General features: G+C 42.1%; 20 protein-coding genes. 2 read left to right on the top strand and 18 right to left on the bottom strand.

The genetic code is table 11. The annotated features are described in order from the left end of the window. Window positions 1–2 precede the first annotated feature (2 nt). The 10 genes from AC4EHK_RS03895 to AC4EHK_RS03850 form a co-directional block, all read right to left on the bottom strand. The gene (locus AC4EHK_RS03895; RefSeq protein WP_490977476.1) at window positions 3–1,115 is read right to left on the bottom strand and encodes a polysaccharide biosynthesis C-terminal domain-containing protein; all 1,113 of its coding nucleotides are present in this window, start codon (window positions 1,113–1,115) and stop codon (window positions 3–5) included. After that, a complete protein-coding gene (locus tag AC4EHK_RS03890) occupies window positions 1,112–2,137 on the bottom strand; it encodes a polysaccharide biosynthesis protein (protein ID WP_490977475.1) in 1,026 nt (341 codons plus the stop codon). The genes AC4EHK_RS03895 and AC4EHK_RS03890 overlap by 4 nt, the downstream gene beginning before the upstream one ends. A gap of 18 nt (window positions 2,138–2,155) precedes the next feature. Beyond that, the gene (locus AC4EHK_RS03885) at window positions 2,156–3,367 is read right to left on the bottom strand and encodes a glycosyltransferase family 4 protein (protein ID WP_490977474.1); all 1,212 of its coding nucleotides are present in this window, start codon (window positions 3,365–3,367) and stop codon (window positions 2,156–2,158) included. A 2-nt stretch (window positions 3,368–3,369) separates the two neighbouring features. Next, window positions 3,370–3,981, bottom strand: coding sequence for an acetyltransferase (locus AC4EHK_RS03880; RefSeq protein ID WP_490977923.1), 612 nt, complete (start codon window positions 3,979–3,981; stop codon window positions 3,370–3,372). A 7-nt stretch (window positions 3,982–3,988) separates the two neighbouring features. Beyond that, on the bottom strand, window positions 3,989–4,627 hold the full coding sequence (locus AC4EHK_RS03875; RefSeq protein WP_490977473.1) for a sugar transferase: 639 nt from the start codon (window positions 4,625–4,627) through the stop codon (window positions 3,989–3,991). 2 nt (window positions 4,628–4,629) lie between these two features. After that, window positions 4,630–5,742, bottom strand: coding sequence for a DegT/DnrJ/EryC1/StrS family aminotransferase (locus tag AC4EHK_RS03870; protein ID WP_490977472.1), 1,113 nt, complete (start codon window positions 5,740–5,742; stop codon window positions 4,630–4,632). Window positions 5,743–5,794: 52 nt separating this feature from the next. Beyond that, window positions 5,795–7,636: a polysaccharide biosynthesis protein gene (locus AC4EHK_RS03865; RefSeq protein WP_490977922.1), complete on the bottom strand. Its 1,842-nt coding sequence runs from the start codon at window positions 7,634–7,636 to the stop codon at window positions 5,795–5,797. A gap of 125 nt (window positions 7,637–7,761) precedes the next feature. Beyond that, window positions 7,762–8,529 (bottom strand): tyrosine-protein phosphatase, encoded by a 768-nt coding sequence (locus tag AC4EHK_RS03860; protein ID WP_490977471.1) that lies wholly within the window; start codon window positions 8,527–8,529, stop codon window positions 7,762–7,764. 48 nt (window positions 8,530–8,577) lie between these two features. Continuing rightward, window positions 8,578–9,279 carry a CpsD/CapB family tyrosine-protein kinase gene (locus AC4EHK_RS03855; RefSeq protein WP_490977470.1) on the bottom strand — a complete coding sequence of 234 codons (702 nt, stop codon included), beginning with the start codon at window positions 9,277–9,279 and terminating at the stop codon, window positions 8,578–8,580. A gap of 4 nt (window positions 9,280–9,283) precedes the next feature. Then, entirely contained in the window at window positions 9,284–10,006 is a 723-nt protein-coding gene (locus AC4EHK_RS03850) for a YveK family protein (RefSeq protein WP_490977469.1), read from the bottom strand. A 181-nt stretch (window positions 10,007–10,187) separates the two neighbouring features. Here AC4EHK_RS03850 and AC4EHK_RS03845 point away from each other — a divergent pair, with 181 nt between their 5' ends. Next, complete coding sequence (locus tag AC4EHK_RS03845; RefSeq protein ID WP_490977468.1) at window positions 10,188–10,970, top strand: SGNH/GDSL hydrolase family protein; 783 nt, start codon at window positions 10,188–10,190, stop codon at window positions 10,968–10,970. A 15-nt stretch (window positions 10,971–10,985) separates the two neighbouring features. Beyond that, window positions 10,986–11,909 (top strand): LCP family glycopolymer transferase, encoded by a 924-nt coding sequence (locus AC4EHK_RS03840; RefSeq protein WP_490977467.1) that lies wholly within the window; start codon window positions 10,986–10,988, stop codon window positions 11,907–11,909. Between the two features lie 174 nt (window positions 11,910–12,083). On the opposite strand, the gene AC4EHK_RS03835 is transcribed toward AC4EHK_RS03840, so the two are convergent. The 8 genes from AC4EHK_RS03835 to AC4EHK_RS03800 all read right to left on the bottom strand — a co-directional run bounded on the left by AC4EHK_RS03835 (window position 12,084) and on the right by AC4EHK_RS03800 (window position 21,043). Further along, window positions 12,084–12,323, bottom strand: a complete 240-nt coding sequence (locus tag AC4EHK_RS03835; protein ID WP_490977466.1) for a hypothetical protein — start codon at window positions 12,321–12,323, stop codon at window positions 12,084–12,086. A gap of 179 nt (window positions 12,324–12,502) precedes the next feature. Beyond that, window positions 12,503–13,666, bottom strand: a complete 1,164-nt coding sequence (locus tag AC4EHK_RS03830; RefSeq protein ID WP_490977465.1) for a glycosyltransferase — start codon at window positions 13,664–13,666, stop codon at window positions 12,503–12,505. Between the two features lie 28 nt (window positions 13,667–13,694). After that, on the bottom strand, window positions 13,695–14,621 hold the full coding sequence (locus AC4EHK_RS03825; protein WP_490977921.1) for a GDP-mannose 4,6-dehydratase: 927 nt from the start codon (window positions 14,619–14,621) through the stop codon (window positions 13,695–13,697). 537 nt (window positions 14,622–15,158) lie between these two features. Beyond that, window positions 15,159–15,461 carry an EamA family transporter gene (locus tag AC4EHK_RS03820; protein ID WP_490977464.1) on the bottom strand — a complete coding sequence of 101 codons (303 nt, stop codon included), beginning with the start codon at window positions 15,459–15,461 and terminating at the stop codon, window positions 15,159–15,161. A gap of 28 nt (window positions 15,462–15,489) precedes the next feature. Beyond that, entirely contained in the window at window positions 15,490–15,828 is a 339-nt protein-coding gene (locus AC4EHK_RS03815; protein WP_490977463.1) for an EamA/RhaT family transporter, read from the bottom strand. After that, entirely contained in the window at window positions 15,821–17,563 is a 1,743-nt protein-coding gene (locus AC4EHK_RS03810) for a DUF6020 family protein (protein ID WP_490977462.1), read from the bottom strand. The genes AC4EHK_RS03815 and AC4EHK_RS03810 overlap by 8 nt, the downstream gene beginning before the upstream one ends. After that, window positions 17,560–18,501 carry a glycosyltransferase family 2 protein gene (locus AC4EHK_RS03805; RefSeq protein ID WP_490977461.1) on the bottom strand — a complete coding sequence of 314 codons (942 nt, stop codon included), beginning with the start codon at window positions 18,499–18,501 and terminating at the stop codon, window positions 17,560–17,562. The genes AC4EHK_RS03810 and AC4EHK_RS03805 overlap by 4 nt, the downstream gene beginning before the upstream one ends. Before the next feature lie 181 nt (window positions 18,502–18,682). Next, window positions 18,683–21,043: a bifunctional 2',3'-cyclic-nucleotide 2'-phosphodiesterase/3'-nucleotidase gene (locus tag AC4EHK_RS03800; protein WP_490977460.1), complete on the bottom strand. Its 2,361-nt coding sequence runs from the start codon at window positions 21,041–21,043 to the stop codon at window positions 18,683–18,685. Window positions 21,044–21,207: the final 164 nt, after the last annotated feature.

Genomic DNA, 21,207 nt, shown 5'->3' with positions numbered 1-21,207 from the left:
CCTTATACCTCCAAATAATGAGTGTCTGGCTTTTCTGGATCAAAGCTTTCATTCACCCACATAACTGTAACTAAATCTGTTTCTCCTACGTTCACAATTGAATGAGTATAACCTGTTGGAATATCCACTACCTGCAATTTCACGCCATTTACGTAATACTCAATAATTTCTTCTGAATCGATATTTCTAAATCTGATTAAACCATCCCCGTTTACCACGAGGAACTTCTCATTTTTCGTATGATGCCAATGATTTCCTTTTGTAATTCCCGGTTTAGAAATATTAACTGAAACTTGACCACGGTCTGGTGTACGAAGGAATTCTGTGAAGGACCCTCGATTGTCGACATTCATCTTCAAATCATATGAGAAGTTGTCTTCTGGCAAGAAGCTAAGATATGTACTATATAATTTTTTCGTCATATCATCACTCATTGTTGGTACAGCTAAAGAATTTCTGCTTTCTTTGAAGCTTTTGATTTGATCAGCTAGCTCTCCTAACTCGATTTTATGAGTAACAGGTACAACACATAAATCTTCACTGGTGGTTGGAGTTCCTCTCAAAGCTCGGAGAAACTCTTCGAGCACATCGTCAATATAGGCCAGTTCCAGTAGTGCTGCAGGATTATTTACCTTGATATCTAAATTTCTAGCAACATTATAGCAATATGTAGCAACTACTGTATTATAGTTAGGTTTGCTCCATTTACCAAACAAGTTCGGCAATCTGTAGACAAACACGTTTGCACCAGTTTGCTTAGCATAGGCAAAAACTTCGTCTTCTCCAGCTTTCTTGCTTTTCCCATAAGGATTGTCTTTTTCAGCCTGAATAGAAGATGTAATCAATACCGGAGCTTTATTTTCATTTTTTTCTAAAAGTTGAAGCAACTGAGACGTTAATCCTTGATTGCCTTCCATGAATTCACTTTCAATTTGCGGCCGGTTAACGCCTGCTAAATGAAAGACAAAATCACAGTCTCTTGTGAATTTCTCAAGGTCTTCAGAAGAGTTCTCTCTATTGAATAGATACAACTCTTCATGGCCCTGATTTCTTAATTCTGCTACTAAGTTTTTACCGACAAAACCATTGGCACCTGTCACTAAAATTTTAGTCATTGCGTAACACCCATTTTTGTCAGTTCTTCTTGAACTACATCTAGTGTAAGTAATAATTCTTTAATTTCCTGCAGGCTTAAACGGTGCGTATTATGAGAGTTGTATTCCCAACCCTCTGTAATTTCTTCTTCGCCTTCAGTAAAGAATTTGTTATAGTTCAAATCACGGTTGTCGGCTGGAATGCGGTAATAGCCGCCCATGTCTGTTGCAACAGCCATTTCTTCTCTTGTCAGAAGAGTTTCATACAATTTCTCACCGTGACGAGTACCAATTACTTCAATTGGATTATCAACTTTGAACAATTCTTTCAAGGCTTGAGCAAGTTCACCAATTGTTGAGGCAGGAGCTTTTTGAACGAAAATGTCTCCTTGATTTGAATTTAAGAAAGCAAACAAAACTAATTCAACTGCATCTTCTAACGACATTAAATATCTTGTCATTTCTGGATCAGTGATAGTTAGAGGTTTGCCAGCTTTAATTTGTTCAATAAACAAAGGAATAACTGATCCACGTGAGGCCATAACGTTTCCATAGCGAGTACCTGTAATATTTGTAGCATTAACATCCACCGTACGAGATTTTGCTACAGTAACTTTTTCCATCATAGCCTTTGAAATTCCCATTGCATTGATTGGATACACAGCTTTATCTGTAGAAAGACAAATAACTTTTTTCACATCATTTTGAATAGCAGCATTTAGAACATTTTCTGTTCCTAAAACGTTAGTTTTCACAGCTTCCATTGGGAAAAATTCACATGATGGAACTTGTTTAAGCGCTGCTGCATGGAAAACATAATCAACATTATTCATTACTGTATTCAGGCTTTGAACATCTCGTACATCCCCAATGTAGTATTTCACTTTTGGATTATTTAGACGCTTTCGAATATCTTCTTGTTTTTTTTCATCTCTTGAGAAGATTCGGATTTCTTTAATTTCTGTATCTAAAAATCTATTTAAAACTGCATTTCCGAATGAACCGGTTCCGCCCGTAATTAATAGTATTTTGTTTTCAAACATATTACAGCCTCTTTTCCTTTATTTGAAATGATTCATAATTATTTCAAATGAATGTTTTGCAGTATAATTTTTTTCTAAATAATCTCTTGCATTTCCGCCCATAATATCCCTTGATTCTTTTGGATAGAACTCTTTAATTTTTTGATTAAATACTGAAATATTTCCACTTTCGCACCAATATCCAAATTGACCATCTTCTATTACTTTGCCGATATCTGTATTAACATCTGTCGCTGCTAAAACCGGCATTGAAGATTGCATATAAGAAAGTAATCTGGAAGGAAAATTTGGAATTTTAAATCGTTTATCTAAAAATATTAATCCTACATCACAAGAATCCGCTAAATCTTCATAATCTTTTTTAGGTAACTGGTTAAATAATTTTGCATTTGAAGGAGAATTTAACATAAAATAATCTTCTAATTTTTTATATTCTGTTCCAGAACCTACAATTAGAAAATAAGCATCTTTGTTTTTCTTATTAGATTCAAGACATTCAATTAAAAAATCAATACCTTGAGGTTTCCCTAGATTACCACCATAGATAAAAACTGTTTTATCATTTGGTATTTCGTACTTTCTTTTAATATTTTCTTTTTCACTTAAGCTAAGTTTTTTATAAGAAGGTTCTATAGAATTAGGACAAATTTCTACTGTACTAGAGTCTAAATATAAATTATGTTTCAATAAAAAATCTTCATTAGCTTTGGACATACAGCCGATAAAATCAGAAGTCATGTACAGTTTTTTTTCTTTGTATCTAAGATATGAGTATAGTAAGCGATGTATTCCGATTTTCTTTATAATTCCAAGATCAACGGCATTTTGAGGAAAAATATCTTTTAACAATAGATAGGTTACTGCATCATCTCTTTTTTTCACATAATCCACTGCTTTTTGTAGTGTTATTGGTGGTGTGGAATAAAGTACTAAGTCAAATTTTGTATTTTTAAAATATTTTTTTATCGCACTCATATATTTACCTTCTAAGGTGAAAGTACTAATCCCTTTTTCAACTACATTCGTTTTTTGCATGTTGCCGATTTGCAATTTCAATATGGAACAATTTTCATTTTTTACTAAATGTGTTTTTTTGTTTCTTCTTCTTTCCATAGGAGAAATTATATAAACCTCATGTTTATTTTTAATAAATTCCCGCATTAAGTCCGTGTATATTCCACTCTCTTCAATATTGTTGAAATCTAAAAGTGTTAAAAACAAGATATTCATATTTAGAGTCTCCTTACCGGAACACCTACATATACTCCAGGCTCATTTAAGTCATTTACTACAACCGCACCGGCACCAATTGTTATATTTTCAGAAATACTCAAATTATTATTAACGCTACTTCCAATGCCCAACCATGCACTTTTTCCAATGGTTACTGTACCAGCTAGATTCACTCCGGGAGATATATGAACATAATCATGGATATTATTATCGTGATCTATAGTAGCTCCTGTGTTAATTATGCAACCTCTTCCTATCTTAGTTGAAGAGTTAATACAAACACCTCCCATTACTACTGTGCCGTCGCCTATCTCTATTTCTTCACCAATTATAGCTTTAGGGTGAATTAATACTGGTAAAGTAGCTGATTTCTCTAACAATTCTTCATAAATATTTTCTCTTACAGAATTGTTTCCTATAGCTACAAAAATGTCCCAATCAGCTATGTATTTATCCACATCTATATACTTTCCAATAACTTCAAGACTAAGAGACTCCTTCAAGGTATTATCGTCATCCAAAAAAGCAACTCGTTTCCACTTATTCATTTTAAGAGCGATATCAGCCACCACTTTCCCATGGCCGCTAGCCCCTATTATTAGAAGTTTCATTGGTTTATTATTGCTCACGTTTTTCATTCCCTTTAAAAGCTTCCATAGTAACAGCTGTATTTGAGCTAATACCTTCTCGAAAAAAAACTTTCTTCAATGTAAGCATTATAATCTTACAATCTCCATTGAAACTGACTTGCTTAGTATATTTTACATCCAGTGTAAATTTTTCTTCCCAGCTAATAGTGTTTCTACCGTTTACTTGTGCTAATCCTGATAAACCCGGTCTAACATCATGACGATGCCTTTGATACTCACTATATAATGGCAAGTACTGAATCAATAAAGGCCTCGGTCCGATAATAGACATATCACCTTTTAGAATATTTATAAGGCCTGGCAGTTCATCTAAAGAAGTTGACCTCAAAAACTTACCGAACTTGTTCAATCGGACGTGGTCCGGTAATAAATCTCCACTTGAATCTCTTTCATCAGTCATAGACCGAAATTTATACATAGAAAAAATCTTTTCATTCAATCCCGGTCGCTCTTGTTTAAATAGAACTGGTCGTCCCAATTTTGTACCAACAAAAATTGCTACAATTAAAAATATTGGACTTAGAACGATAATGGCTATTAAAGAAAGAATGAAATCCATAGGACGCTTAAAGAATTGTTTGTATAACCCACCTCTAGAACTTTTCATACTTAATTCCACAACCCTCGAATAATCTCCACTACTTTTTTTAATTGTTTGTCTGTAATCTTTGTATCACTCGGTAGACAAACTCCAGTTTCAAATAACTTTTCTGAAACGTCTGTGCCAACAAAATCATATTTTTCAAAATAGGGTTGCATATGCATGGGCTTCCAAATAGGACGAGACTCAATATTCTCTTTTTCAAGAGCATCCATAACTTCAAATGGATGAATATTACCAGTTAAGGTCATCGCACTTAACCAATAATTCGGTTTATCCCATTCATTATCGGGCATAAATTCTACACCTTTGAGGTCACTCAAATTGCTCTTATACAAATCGTAAATATAATTTTTCTTCTCGACTCTATCTTCCAACACTTTCAGCTGCCCTCTACCAATTCCAGCAACAACATTGCTCATGCGGTAATTGAAACCCAATTCGCTATGTTGATAATGTCTTGCTGGATCTCTTGATTGAGTTGCCCAAAATCTTGATTTAGCAATTCGCTCTTCATCATTGGAAACTAACATTCCACCACCTGATGTGGTGATGATTTTATTTCCGTTAAAAGAAAAAATTCCATAGTCTCCAAATGTACCAGTGTGCTGGCCTTTATAATAAGTACCCAGCGATTCCGCCGCATCTTCAATCAATACAACATTATATTTTTTACAAAGTGCTAAAATTTGATCTATATCTGCCGATAAACCATATAGATGTACCAAGAGTACTGCTTTAACTTGAGGATACTTCTCAAAAGCTTCTTCCAATGCTTTCGGCGACATATTCCATGTCTTAAAGTCGCTATCGATAAAAACCGGAATAGCATTCTGGTAGATAATAGGATTTGCTGTTGCTGAGAACGTCAGTGTTGAACAAAAAACGATGTCGTCTTTTTCTACACCTGCAGCTTTTAAAGCTAAATGGATAGCTGAAGTTCCGGAAGATAGTGCTGCCGCAGCTTTTGATCCAACTTTAGCGGCTAGTTCGTTTTCGAATCCATCCACATTTGTACCAAGTGGCGCAATCCAGTTTGTATCAAATGCTTCTTTTACATATTGTTGTTCATAGCCCTCATCGCTCATATGAGGAGAGGAAAGAAAAATACGTTCTGCCATTTTAATTGCATCCTTCCTAAATCTACCTAAATCGTTTACTAAAAATAGAATTTTAATTGCTGACTTTTAGCAATCCTGTGTCTTTTAAATCAATATTTTTTCTATTCGCCAATCCAACTAAGACATCCTTAACTTCATCATTCCTCATCTCAGGCAGCTTCTCCAAAAGATAACTCAACTCACCCTCACTAACCGGATTCGCCTTCCCAATATAAATCTTCGGAAACACCTGCTCTGTCTGAATCTCATTTTCATTTAACAATTCCTCAAACAACTTCTCACCCGGACGAATACCAGAAAAATTGATGCCAATTTCACCCTCTGAATAACCAGATAGTCGGATGAGGTTCTGTGCTAGATCGACAATCTTCACAGGTTCGCCCATGTCCAATACAAATACTTCTCCACCCTCAGCCAAAGTTCCAGCTTGTATAACCAGTCGAGATGCTTCAGGGATGGTCATGAAGTAACGGGTCATACGCGGATCTGTTACTGTAACCGGACCACCTGCCGCGATCTGTTGTTTAAATAATGGAATAACCGATCCCCGGGACCCGAGTACATTCCCGAAGCGTACCGCTGCGAATTTCGTTTCGCTGCGTTTGGCCAAATTTTGAACAATCATTTCGGCAAAGCGTTTTGTCGCACCCATTATGTTTGGTGGATTTACTGCTTTGTCCGTCGAAATCATGACAAAATTACGGACGCCACATAAATGCGCAGCTTCTGCAACATTTTTTGTGCCATACACATTGTTCTTAACGGCTTCCATCGGGTTTCCTTCCATAAGTGGCACATGCTTATGTGCCGCCGCATGATAGACAACATCCGGCTTATAGGTTTCCATAATTTCCAGGATGCGTTCTTGGTCCTGAACATCTGCAATAATGGGGATGATCTCCGTATCAGCGGATAATTTTTGGCGCAGCTCCATGTCGATTAAGTAAATGGAATTTTCTCCGTGTCCCAAAAGCAAAAGCTTCTTCGGTCCAAATCGAACAATTTGGCGCGAAATCTCAGAGCCAATTGAACCGCCCGCACCGGTTACGAGAACCGTTTTGCTCGTCAGTTGGCTCGCAATTTTGTCCATATCCAACTTCACTTCATCGCGTCCCAAAAGATCTTCAATCTTGACGTCCTGAATATCCGTTACCGATAACTTGCCAGTCATGACGTCTTCAATCATCGGAATCGTTTGGGTTCGGACGCCTGAATCCATGCACATTTTAATTAGCTCTGCAGTTTCCTGCTTGCCGAGTGAAGGAATGGCAATGATGATCGTATCGATCTTGTTGTCTTTGGCAATACTGGCGACGTCTTTTGTGCCGCCTTGTACCACTCGGACGCCATATATATCAAAGCCTTGCTTGTTCTTATCGTCATCCACAAACAATACAGGGAGCAAACCATTTTCGGGATTGCTCAAGAGTTGGCGGGTTACCAAGCTGCCTGCTTTTCCCGCACCAACCACTAAGGTGCGCTTGAGTTCTGAACTTTTATAGTTAATCGTTTTATCGCGCAACAAGCGCCACGACAGCCGTGAGCCGCCAATCAGGATCAAATGAAGCATCCATGTAATCGCCAAGGCACGAAACAGCACATCTCCTCTATACATGTATTGGACCAGTCCAATGACGACAATCGACCAACTGACCGCCTTAAAGATGGAGGCCAATTCGCCGATTGAGGCGTATTCCCATACTTTTCGATACAAGCCGTAATACATCGCCAAGGCATGGTGTGCCACAAATATCGTCAATGCACTGGCCATCAAGAATTGGTTATGAAGAACTGCTGTATAGGGGTACAATACGTAGTAACCGACAAAGATAGAGAAAAACACAATAAGTGAGTCCACAATTAGTAATAAAGAAACACGATTTTTCAACGACAAAACATTCAACCCTTTCAATCTCCAGTACTTTATACACATATGTTTACGGTCTTTTTTAAATTTAACATATTATAGATTGGAAATGATAGGGTTTTTAAAACAAAAAAATACTTTTTTATTAATTATTAAGTGAAAATATTCCACCATTTCCCTTTTTGTATATCTTCCGGCTCCAATACATGAAGGTGTTGGTTTAGGAGTATCCGTTCATTGTTTTCCAAAAATATGTCGACCATGTCGTGCTGTTTCTTTTTTTCCAAATAGTCCAGACCTTCGTTAAACAGGAATGGCCGCTTGTCTAAGCTGTGGACATCAGAGCCATAGACGTGGATCAAGTTCGCATCGATCAAGCTCATCGCTGTGCGTTGAATCGCTTTGCCGAAGCTGCCGGCAACCGAACCCGCTGTCACTTGTGCCAATGCTCCGTGGATCAACAGTTTCTTGAGCCGCTCTGGTTTTTCAATAATGCCTTGGTTGCGCTCGGCATGCGCAATGATCGGCACATAATTGCGCGTGATCAATTGCTGGATGATGGGCACGGTATATGCTGGAATTCCGGATGATGGCAGCTCCAGCAATACATACCGGGATTCAGCTAAAGTCAGCGCTTCTTTTGCGACCAATTTGTCCGGCAGTTTTTCGCTCAAGCGGCATTCTTGTCCGCTGTAGATGGTCAACGGCAGCTGCTCTTGTGCGATCCAGCTGTTGACCAGTTCCAGCTGCTTCTTTAGTGCAGCGAGATTTGTATTGAAATTGGGATGAAAAGCGTGAGGCGTGGCGATAATGCCCGTCAGCTGTTCGGCTACAGCTTTTTCCAGCATGCGCTTTGTCTGATCCATTGTTTCCGCTCCGTCATCAAGTCCGGGCAGAATATGGGCGTGCGTGTCGATCATTCTTTCTTCCTCCTTTGGGCTTTAAAAAAAGTAAAAAGGGAGTCCTTTTTACTCTGCATTTCCATAATATTGATAATAGTAGCTGTCTTTTGCCAGCGCGTAATTATTTAGCACAGCGCCAATGAGGCGGCTGTTGGAAGATTCAATGGCTTCTTTTGCTTTTAGCGCCATTTCTTTCTCCGTATTGCCTGAACTGACCACCAGGATTGTGCCTTCGCATTTGTTCGCCAAAATTTGTCCATCCGTTACGGAAAGAACAGGCGGTGCGTCAAAAATGACCAAGTCATACATGTCTTTCAGCTGGTCAATCAAGGCTGTCATTGACTTGGACGCAAGCAGTTCTGCCGGGTTTGGCGGAATCGGGCCGCACGTCATCAAATCCAACCGTTCGACTGCAGTTGGACGAATCACTTCCTGAATGGTGTTTTGGCGGGTCAAGACGCTCGACAAACCAACCGTATTTCCCATACGGAACGTATAATGCGTAGTGGGCTTGCGCATATCCCCGTCCACCAGCAGGACTTTTTTGCCTTCTTGCGCGAACACAACGGCCAAGTTTGCAGACGTTGTCGACTTTCCTTCAGAAGGAGCCGCCGACGTGACCACCATGGTGCGGATTTCAGCATCTGGTGATGAGAAATTTATATTGGTTCGCAAAGTGCGGAATTGCTCCGACACGAACGATCGTGGTGTTGTAAATGCGATGAGTTTACGTGCAGTTTCCTGCAGGACTTTTTTCTTTCTTGCCATTGGGTTATCCCGCCCTTCTCTTTGTTGCTGTTGCTTGTTCCAGTTTGGCTTCCTCTTTTATCGGAGAAATGATGCCAAGCAATGGAATGCCAAGAAATTCTTCAATGTCTTGCTCGGTTTTAATGGAGGTATCCAAGTATTCCAGAAGAAACGCGATCCCTACGCCGAGCATCAAGCCGATGACTGCCGCAATGGCCATGTTGAGCATCGGGTTGGGTGCAACCGGTGCCGGATTTTCCTTTAGTACCGCTGGAGACAGGATGGATACGTTGTCGACATTCATCAATTCCGTAATTTCGCTTTCGAATACTTCTGCGGTTGTATTGGCAATGTCCACTGCCACTACCGGGTTTTCATCCTGCACCGTGATGTTCACCACTTGCGAATTTTCTGCCGTAGCGACCGTGATTTTGCTGTTCAGCTGTTCGACTGACATATCTAGGTTCAACTGGCTCGATACTTCGTCTAAAATAGCCGGGCTTTTGATGATGACTGAGTATGTATTAATCAATTGAAGATCGGTTTGGATGTTTTGGTTGGTTAACTGGGAAGCTTCTGTCTCTTCCTGATTGACCAGGATCTGTGTAGACGTTTCATACATCGGGGTCAGGACCAAGAACGACACAACACCTGCGATGGTGATGGCTAAGATGGTGAGGAGCACAATTAATCCCGCTCGTTTTTTCAAGGTTTTGAACAGGTCTTGTAAGCTGATGGTTTCTTCCATTTGGTGATTATCTCCTTTTATTTTCAAATTCTTATCATTTTTTTATTCATAAACAACTTAAAATAGTATAGCATAGGTAGGAGCCGAAAGAACTTCCAATTTTAAAAAGTTATATAGGCTATTAGAAGGAATTATGCTATCTTTATTTGTAAGAATGGATGTTTTTTGAAAGGAGTTTCTCATGAATTTGTATAAAATTGGTGCTGTATTGGCTGTTATTGTTTGTGTAGTTGTACTGGTTTTCAGCTACTTGACGTGGCAGGACAAACTGGAAAATGTATTGGAAAAACCGGAAAGCGCAAATGCACAAACGGCAGAAATGGAAGAAGAGGAACCGGAACCCGCTGCTGATGTCGAACTTGTGAACATTGATGGGTTGACGGATAATATGGATAGACAAGTCCAAGAGCTTTTTGAAAAAAGAAGCGCCAGTGGCAACTTGAAGATGCTCATTGCCGGCTCTACAGCTCTCGAGTCGGGGGAACCGGGCTACGCGGCACAACTGCAAAGTGCTTTGGAAGAAGCGTACGGCAACTTTCTCGAAGTTAGCGTCGTTTCATTAGAAGGAACGTCCGAAGCCTTGGCCAATGTTGATCTTTCGGCAGGTTACGATTTGGTGTTGCTGGAGCCGATGACGTTGATGAACAACGGCCTCGTCACCATCGAACAGGAGCAAGAACATCTCCGTGAGTTTGATGCCGCACTGACGACAGAAGTGGCAGATGCCGTACTGGTGCTCCATCCACCTCAGCCTATTTTCGGTGCCAGCTATTATTTGGCACAAGTGACCGCATTAGCTGAATTTGCAGCGGCAAACAGCTATGCTTACATTAACCACTGGTCTGCTTGGCCAGATACAGGGGACGAGCTGTTGAAAGAACAGTTAACAGAAGACGGCTTACCGAACAACAAAGGCGCAGCATTGTGGGCAGAAGAACTGGAAGCGTATTTTATCGCTGACTAAAAGGGGAATTATGTGATGAGCAGAAGAGAGAAAAAGAATAAGAAGAAAAAATGGCCATGGGTTTTAGGCATACTTGGGCTGATTGTCATCGGTCTTGGCATTTATTTGTTTACCGTCTACAACAGTTTCACCAATACATTGGAAGAAATCCACGAACCTATTGAACGCGAAGCTTCAGACAAACGAGCGACTGACCAGGAAGTCGTATTAAATGACCAAGATCCATTTTCTGTTGTGTTGTTGGGTGTCGACGAACGCGAAGACGACCGTGGCCGTTCGGATACCGTGATTGTCATGACGGTAAACCCAGCTGAACAATCCACCAAGATGGTATCCATTCCGCGTGATACCTACACCGAGATTGTTGGACGCGGTACGATGGACAAGATTAACCATGCTTACGCATTTGGCGGCATCGAAATGTCGATGGCAACCGTGGAAAACTTGTTGGACATTCCGATTGACTACGTGATGCAAGTAAACATGGAAGGCTTCCAAGACATTGTGGACGCAGTTGGCGGTGTGGAAGTGAACAATACGATGGCATTTGACGAGTTTGCTGCCGGCAACCTTGAGTTGAACGGCGAGGAAGCGTTAGCTTATGTCAGAATGCGCAAGCAGGATCCAAACGGTGACTTTGGCCGCCAGGATCGCCAAAAGCAAGTGATTCAAGGCATCATGAAAGAAGGCGCGTCGGTTAACAGCCTATTGAACTTTAGAGAGATTTTTACCGCTCTTGGCGACAACGTCCGTACGAACATGACGTTTGACGAAATGATGGATGTTCAGTCGAATTACCGCGATGCCATCGGGACCGTTGATCAGATTATGGTAGAAGATGGATATGGGGAGACGATCAATGGGGTTTGGTATTACATGATGGATGATGCCGAATTGGCAGAAATTCAGTCGACCTTGAAAGAGCATTTGAATATGTAGAGATGATGAGCGCAATCCTTTTATGAGGTTGCGCTTTTCTTTTCGGGATTTTGTTTTAGCTGGATGAGCGAGGAGTTCTCAACTAAGACATCACCTACATATATCTACTTCCTCTCACTTTACCACGCAAAAACCCGCTTCCTGGGATTAGGAAGCGGGTTTTTGCGGGCTATTTTACCGGGCCTTCTGACGCTCCGGCAAAATCATCATCTTTTTTTTATATTCACCAAACTTATGTTTTTTTAACTCGTATTTTTGAACAAAGTGTATAAAGGCTTGCCGTGGTATGCCAAGTTGTTTCGCACTTACCGAGGCACCAAAATTGTTTTTGATATAAAGATCCTCCATGACTTCTATTAAGGGCTTGTTATGTCGTCTCTCAACTTTTTCCTTGTATGAGTCATACTCCGTCATAAGCCTTTCAACTCGCTTTCTTCATTATTAGTATAGGTCTCGCGTATCTGTTATCTACTTATATTTCCATTATAGTTTCCAAAACCCATTTTCGCTAGTCTAAATGGCATACTTTTTGTAAAATTCCTTATTTTTGTTTTAATTTGCTGTTAAGCAAACTTTCAATCTACTCCAGGCAATTAATGAAGCCGCGCCAACAAGTTCATGGTTTCCGCCTGCTTGATAAAGTTTTCCATCACGTGATTGCTTTCAAATTCGTTTGCTTTGATGCGATCCAGATTGGATACTTTCCGATACTCTACTTCACTGGACAATAGCTTTTCAATCTGTTCTTGGACGCTGTAAAGCTCGCTTTCTTGAGAAAATGAATCGCCGCTTTCATAGGGCGGCAATTGGTGAAGAAAGCCTTCCGTTAAGCTAAAAGAGTCATTGATTTTTGCAGCAATAGCCGGAATGCCGCAGCCTGCTGCTTCAATTAGCGGGACGCCCATCCCGACAAAACAGAATGTATCTTCCAATGCGCGTTTTCTGTCGCCCGTGCTCGTGAAAGCGCCGTGCATGAAAATATGATCACGGGCTGGGGAATTTGCGATTTTCTCACGAAGACTGTCTTCGTCCTGCCCATCCCCGTAAATATGAAAGGTGAATTTAGGATCAATTTGGATCAGTTTCTCCAAAATGTCGATCATGTAGTAGTTATACGTCCGGAAATGCGCAAGCCTGCCCATGGAGACGATACGGCGCGACTTGAAATTGCCTTGGATTTTCGTCGGTTCGCAAAGATCGAGCGGCATGGGAAAAATCGAATTGTTCAACGGTTCGCCAATCGCCTGCTCAGTCATTTTTTGAATCGTGGGGTTCATGAACAGCAGTTTTGTATGGAACTTCGGATCGATCAGTTTGAGCGTTTTGACCACGCTTGTTACTCGGTCCAACTTGTAGCTTTCTGGATGGTAGACACCAGACAGCCGTTTTTTTGCCGGCAGCAGATAAGACAACAGGAAAGACTTTGGACCAAATGAGTACACCAAATCGAATTTATCATCAAAGCGCATTCGCATCATTTTGGTAACAAGCCACAGATTGACTGAAGGCTCGCTGGTATCTTCATCTACAACAACCGTTACACCTTTGACTTTGTCCAATTGGTTCAGCAACGGTCCCCCGCTGCTGAACAAAAACAGGGTCACTTTGTAATCATGGGCGCACAGCCATTTGACCATACGGACGACCAGCATTTCCACTCCACCGGGTTTCATGTTTTTATGAATAAGTGCGATTGACTTGATGGGACGCGCTTGTTTTTCGAAATCAAAGAATACGTCATTACTGAATGAAATCATACCTTCACCTCATCTGGCGGAATGTCTTCTATTGTTTTCTCATAAAGTCAGCGTATTGGTATTTTTTGATGTACCATTCGGTCGTCATGCGTAAGGCTTCTTCAAAAGGCGTGAACGGCGCAAAACCAAGAACTTGCTGCTGAACGGACGGGCGCACCGGTTTTACTTGATCCTTATCATTTCCCAGGAAATATGCGTTTACGGCAGCGATGATTTGCCGGGAAAACTCCCAGTCATCCAAACGCGCACTGTAGCCAATCGTATAGCGCTGCCCTGCATCTCCAAGGTGAAACACCGTATCAATGGCTTCGCATAAATCGCCGACAAACAGCCAATCATGCGGTGGACCGCTATCTGGCAGTGTAAGCTCTCCTTCCAGCGCTTGACGAATGAACTTCGGAACCTGTTCGTCCTCCTGCTGCCTTGGCCCGAAACTTTCAGGAGTCGCTGTAGTGACGATACCCAAGCCGCTTTCTTCATAAAAGTTTTGGATCATCGCATCTGCTCGCTGCTTGCTGTCGCTGTACAGGCTATTGTCCTTAGCCTCAGCCAGTGACAGCTGATGAAAGCGTGAGCCTGCATAGTTGGGATTTGGCTGATGCGGCCCAAACATCCAGGCATTTTGAGCAGCATGCAATAAGTTCATTGTGCCGAGCACATTGGTTTGTTCATACAGACGAATTTCCCCGACCCGCTCCATGCTCCGCGTTTCTGCCGCAAAGTGGATGATATCGGTAATGTCATAAAGCTCGAACAGATGGCTAATTGCGTGTGCATTCCGAATGTCCACCCGGTGAAACGCATAACGGTCTGCCTGGTCCGGACATTCGATATTATCCGGATTTGCAGCATCGGTATTGTAGTCGATATTGATGATCTGATAATCCGGGTATTTGTTCATGTAATAATGAATCATGTGGGATCCGATAAATCCGTGGCCTCCGGTAACAAGTATAGTTTTAGCGCTTATAACCGTTCACCTCCTTGCTGGATTATTGAAGAACACTCATTGGCGTAAAACAGCTTTCTTAAAAGCTGAACCGTGCCATTTGTATCAGGAATAATCTCTATACTAGGATATTGAAGTTAAAAATAGGTTAAAAGACGTTATTTTCTAAATTTTTAATTAGTATACATGATTTTTAGATATTTTGCATTATACTTTATGTAAAATTTATATCTTTTTGTTCATATTTATTTTAAAAAGTCATGACTATATGTACAATCGAGAATAATTTAACTTATTTTTTCAAAAAAATGGATCAACCTTCAAATTTTGCAGGCAGATCATGTACCTTAAAGATTAGTTGTGCGTTCAATAGATTCGCAATCTAATGATAAAGAAGTCTAAAATGCTATTGCTAATTAAGATATGTTGAACTAATACGGCCTTTCTTCGTGTACGTTTTTTATTTTCCTTCTATATAATAGAGCACAAATAAAAAAAGCTGCAGATAGAGTTTGGCGTAGCCAAGACTATCTGCAGCTTTTTTTAGCTCACAAGTACAAAAGCCCCTGTGACAATCAGCAAGACCCCGATTATTTTACGGGTGCCGATGCGTTCTTTTAAAAGAAAATAGGATAGGACCATGGTCCAAATATACGTGATCGCCGTTAACGGGAACACTACCGTATAGGGCAGGAACTTCAGTGCCACAATGTTCAAGATGGCACCGACGCCATACAGGAAAACCCCGAATAGCAAGCGCAGCATAAATGCTTTCCGCTCCATATTAATATTCAAAGACGATGCTTTTTTCAGGAAATAGCCGCCAAATGCACCAATCCAGGTCATGGTGACCAGCAAGAGGATCAACAGAATATTAATCGCTGTCCCCCCCTATCACAATCACGCCAATCAAAATCAGCCCCGTGCCAATGGAAATGTTCATCGTGATGGCTTCATCCAAAAACACAGCTCCGTAAAAGATGGCGATAACGTAGCCGATGCTCAGCAGCGGATGCAAAACCGACAGCTTGCCAAAACGGAAAGCTGCGGTCATCAGCACCGCTCCCATGCCGTACAGCACGAAGCCGCCGAGCATGTGCAAATCCAGGATGGCATCGGACATTTTCCACAACAATTGGCCGGTCGCCGTTGAGATGGCGGCAAAGATCATTAGCAGGATGCCGATGGGAGCTGTTTTTTCAGTGTTATTCACGGGCAGGTCCACCTTCTTTGGGACCAAAATTGATCAAGCTGATCAGGAATGCCGCGTACATGAACAACGACGTGTTGAACAGGTAGCGGAAATCCTGAGCCGGCATGGTGGCCATGACAGCTGCGGTATTTAAAGCAATCGGCAACAGGATCAACCAAATTCGCCAATTGTTTCGCAAGTACGCGACATAGATGAACAGCGTAATTAGGAACAAATAAACCGCTGGACGCCACAGAAACTCTTCTGCCTCCGTATCAACATTCAAGTACTGCTGCGCGGCAGAAGTAACTCTTGGGTAAATGATTTGGTTGAGCAAGTTGAATTCATTGCCATAGTAGATGTTGGTGACAAAACGGTTCATGTGTCCGTCTTCTTCCAAGCGCATCTGCCACACCAAAGCCGTTTCATCGAGAAAGGCCTCTACTGCAAGACCGGGATTTTGAACGACCAGCTGCGCCCAATGTTTGGCATATTGCGCTGGGTCGTCATAAATGACAAAGCGGTCGTACTCGCCCCATGAAAATTTGATGGGGTCGACGCTGGACGGATTGTATTTCTCCGGCCATAGTTCGAGCGGCATCAAGTCGTTAATATACGCGCGCTGCTCCTCGGTCATGTCACCTTCTTTCGTGACAATGTTGGCAATTTGCTGCGTTGGAATGCTAAGTGCTTCCTGCGGGTCTGATGGCACAACATCAAGCGACGTGTATACGGGACCGGTAACAACTTGGTGAAGAATGATGATGCCGAGCGCCATGGGTAGCAATTGCTTCCACATGTGGCGATACATGATCAATGCTGCAATCATGGTGATGACAAATACCGGAAAGCCGTTATGCCGGAAGAACACAAGCATGAACGAACCCAACAGGAACAATAGGATGAAGGAAACTTTTTTTGCTTCCAGTCCTTTCGTTTTGACCAACAGTAAAATCAATAGCGAAAAGAACAATAAAGAAGTGCTGTACAGCACATCTTTCCAGATGATAATCGACATGATCGAGTTAACCGGAACAACGGCAGCGACAATTAGCACAGCCCAGATAATCCACGTGTTGACCATAAAGCGTTTCATTAGATAGCCCATATACCCCATCGTCAACGCCAAAGCGAATAGTTGGAATAAGGCGATGATGCCCGGGCTGTCCCATATTTGTCTCAGGAACATGATGAGCCAGGTGAACATGACCGGATGCCAGTTGGTAAACTCGCGGGTTTGGGATTGTTCCCATTGCGATAAGGAATCCGGCGTCATGGCAGCTGGATAAAAGGCGATGAACATGACAAGTGAAGCACCAAGCATCGGCAGCATGAAGAGCAGCACATACAGCAGTGATACTTTTTGCTCGCCTTCTGGTGATTTGATGCTAAGGAGCAACTTGATGATCGCTAGCACAATAAGAGCGATTGTCAGGAAAAGGCCGATGAAAACCGCTGCTTTAACAAGCACATGATTATCGGCTAAATATTCCTGATTGCCTAATAGGCTGAGTCCTGCCAATACCGTAAACAACGGCATGAATATGGCCAGACTGACCTTTTTCCCGCGCGGCCACGTTTTGACCGTGTGGATAAACGAACGGCTGTACACAAGCAAACCAAAAAGCCCGAGTGTGACAGCTCCGATGAGCAAAGGATGCGCGTTACGGATCGGCTGGAAGTAGAAAATGGCTGTAAATGCAAGGAAAAGTGCTGCAACAAAATATGCAGCACCTATTAAGTACGTTTTTTTCATAGAGTTTTCTCACCTTTTATCCGGTCACTGATCCGGATTAATTCGAGTTCAAACTGTTTTCGATGTGTGCCGGCAACGGTATCAAGGATAAGTCCGCAAGCAAACGCCAACATGGCAAGCATCATTAAGCCCACTGCCAAGATTGCTGATGGAATGCGTGTGACAAAGTCGGTTTGAACGTATTCGATAATCACGGGAATGCCAGCAGCAAGGCCCAGAATAAAGAATAGCACTGCCCAACATGAGAAGAACAGCATAGGTTTATAGTCTTTAAACAATGTGAAGATCATCCGCAGCACTTTGATGCCATCCTGGATGGTATTCAGTTTGGATTCACTGCCTTCAGGGCGATCACGGTAATCGATGGCAACTTCCTTAATGAGGAAATTATTGTCCAACGCATGAATGCTCATCTCAGTTTCGATTTCAAAACCTGGGCTTGTTACCGGAAGCGATTTGACGAACAAACGATCAAACGCACGATAACCTGTCATGATGTCGTTAATGTTGCTTTTGTACAGGCGGTTGATCAAGTTTTTGACAAGCGTGTTGCCAAAACCATGAAATTTCCGCTTGTTTTCATTGAAATAAGTGCCGTTCGACAAACGGTCCCCAATCACCAAGTTAGCTTCCCCTGCAATCACGGGTTTGATGATGTTATGGACGAATTCTGCCGGGTATGTATCGTCGCCATCCGCCATTACATAGACGTCCGCATCGATTTCACGGAACATCGACCGAACCACGTTGCCCTTTCCTTGGCGAGGCTCTTGACGGACCACCGCACCATGAGAAAGTGCAACTTCCGTGGTTTTATCACTCGAATTGTTGTCATAGACGTATATTGTAGATTCTGGGAGTTCTCGTTTAAAATCTTCGATTACTTTTCCAATCGTCATTTCTTCATTGTAGCAAGGCAGTAGTACTGCAATTTTCATAGACATGTTCTCCTTTTAATCATAAGCATTAACTAAACTATCATATCATGATTACAGGATTTAGTGAAATAGGTTTTGAATTTGGATTTATGTGTATGTTGAATTGTGTGGGTGCCAGGCACCCACACAATTCAACAAAAGAGCTTTCCGCCATATGGCGGAAAGCTCTTTTGTCTTGATTTTATTCGATCACGATGTTGTATTTGCCAAAATCATTGGCAGAAGGTGCAACGTAGCTGATGCCGCTGTTTTCTGGAATCAGGCTTTGTGCATTGGCCGAAGTTTCAAAGACGATGTTCTGGTCGCCCGCAATAGGTGCGAACTTCCAGTTAGCATCTGCCGAAGGGTCGATGGTTCCGACTTCCAGCATGTAGTCAATGATGACTTGGCGATTTTCATATGCATAGTCGATGACTTCTTTAGCATCGGTCACGCCAGGGAAGTTTCCAGTAGCGCGGTAGTTATTCGTAGCCACCAGGAATTCCTGTGCATCGGTAACTGGTTTCCCGTCATAAGAAAGATTTTTGATGCGGGTTGAAGCCGCATTGATAAGAACGCCTTCTGCGTCGTATTTCGCAGGTACGGTCACGTCGATTTCATATGTGACTCCGTCCAAGACGTCAAAATTATAGGTACGGAAATCGTTGTTGATCAATTGCTGTTCGCCTGTCGCTGTTGGGTTGATTTGCTGGAATTGACCTGCTGCCATTTCCAACCATTCTTTTACGTCTTTGCCTGTCAATTTCAAGGCGTAAATCGTGTTGTCAAAAACGTAAAGGTCGGCGACGTTCTTAATAGCGATTTCACCTGTTTTGATGTCTGTGTAGTAATTGCCGCCGTTGCGTCCGCCTGCTTTAAACGGAGCTGCTGCTGACAAAATTGGCAAGTCTGCGTTGGCTGTGCCGGCTACTTGTTGCTCGACATACCAAGTTTGTGCGTTGTTGACGATTTGGACAGATGGATCGTCCTGTACCAATGAGAAATAGCTGTTGATTGGTGCTGTAGTTTCACCGACTGGACTGCGGACATAGTCGATTGTGGCTTCATGCGTTTCTTTGACAGCGTCAATCACTTGCTGAGAAACAGCATCAGATTCGGCATCAATTTCACGCAATTGTGCTTTGCCTGATCCCACTTGCCATTCCTTGCCTTTTTGCGCTAGCTGCAAATCGATAACACCTAAGTGGCTTCCGAAGTTGCCAGGCATGACGACGGGTGTACCATTGATTGTCCCTTGTTCTTGATTGACGTTTTTCAAGTCACTGTAAGATCCAGGGAAGACGTCATGGTTATGACCTGTGATGATGGCGTCTACGCCATCCACTTCTGTAAGCTGGTACGTGATGTCTTCTTCTCCGATTTCATGCGTTTCGTCGCCCATTCCAGAATGAGAGAGGACCACGACAACATCGGCTCCTGCCTTTTTCACTTCCGGAAGGAATTTCTCGACCGATTCTACTGCATCTTTAGCGATTACTTTTCCTTCAAGATGCGCGCGGTCCCATTTCATAATGTCTGGAGCGACAATTCCGATGACTCCTACTTGGATCATGTGTTTTTTGCCTTTGCCATCGACCACTTCTTTGTCAATAATTGTGTAAGGCTCGTAGCGGTTTTCATTTGTTTTGGCATCGTAAACATTGGCGTTCAACACAGGAAACGGTGCATCATCCAATGCTTCGTCCAAATAATCCAAACCGAAGTTAAACTCGTGGTTCCCTAAAGTCGAGGCATCAAAATCCAGTGATTCAAGCGCCGCATATGCGGGGTGCAGTTCGCCTTCCTCGATTGGATCAACTGTTGCTTTATAGCCGCCAAAAGGCGTTCCTTGAATCAAGTCTCCGTTATCAAACAACAGTGAATTGCTGTTTTCTTCGCGTGCCTGTTCAATCAGGACACCTGTTTTCGCCAACCCGAGGCTGTTTGACACTTTATCCTGATAATAATCATAGTTGACGAAGTTTGTGTGCAAATCAGATGTTCCCAAAATGCGCAATGTGACATTATTGCTGCCCACCGGCTGGTATTCTTTCAGCAAACGCTGGACAATTGCCCGCATCTCACCTGGAGAAACCGTCTTCGATGGTTTTACTGTATTGTCTCCATAACCAATCAGCAGGCCAATGCCTACCCCTTTGGCTAAGTCTTTCAACAAGCTCTGGCTCAAGTACCGATTATCTTTAAATCCTCTTAGCAAGCCAGTCGAATAAACTTTATCCGTCATCACAGCGCGGGAAGCAATCGAAAACGCCTGCTCGCGTGACAACTTTTCATTTGGTGCAAAGACCGTCTTGGATTTTCCGTTCGTCAGCTTTAATTTGTAAGCTGCTTCAACGTATGGAGCCAATTCCTTATTAACATCCTTAAAACTGATAGTCGAACCATCCCCTAAATCAAGTTTTAAAGAAGTCACTAAATGCTGGATAAACTCGCCTCTCGTCACTTCATTCGCTGCTGCTTGCGTTGGTACGACTGTAACTAAACTGCTGAGTACCAGAACAAAAGCTGCAAGAATTACCGAAACCTTTTTGCCGATCGTCATCTTTCCATCTCCCTTTGACTAAATAGTACAACAACTAAATTATATACGAGAACCGAAATAATAGAAGACATTTACAAAAAGAAAATATTTGAGAATTGTTTGGGAGTTGTGTGCGTGCCTGGCACGCACACAATTAAGAACTTTACATATAAATCCCAATTATG

It is taken from the genome of Planococcus sp. TJ-307 (assembly GCF_058268435.1).
This window is presented reverse-complemented; position numbering and strand designations above follow the sequence as displayed.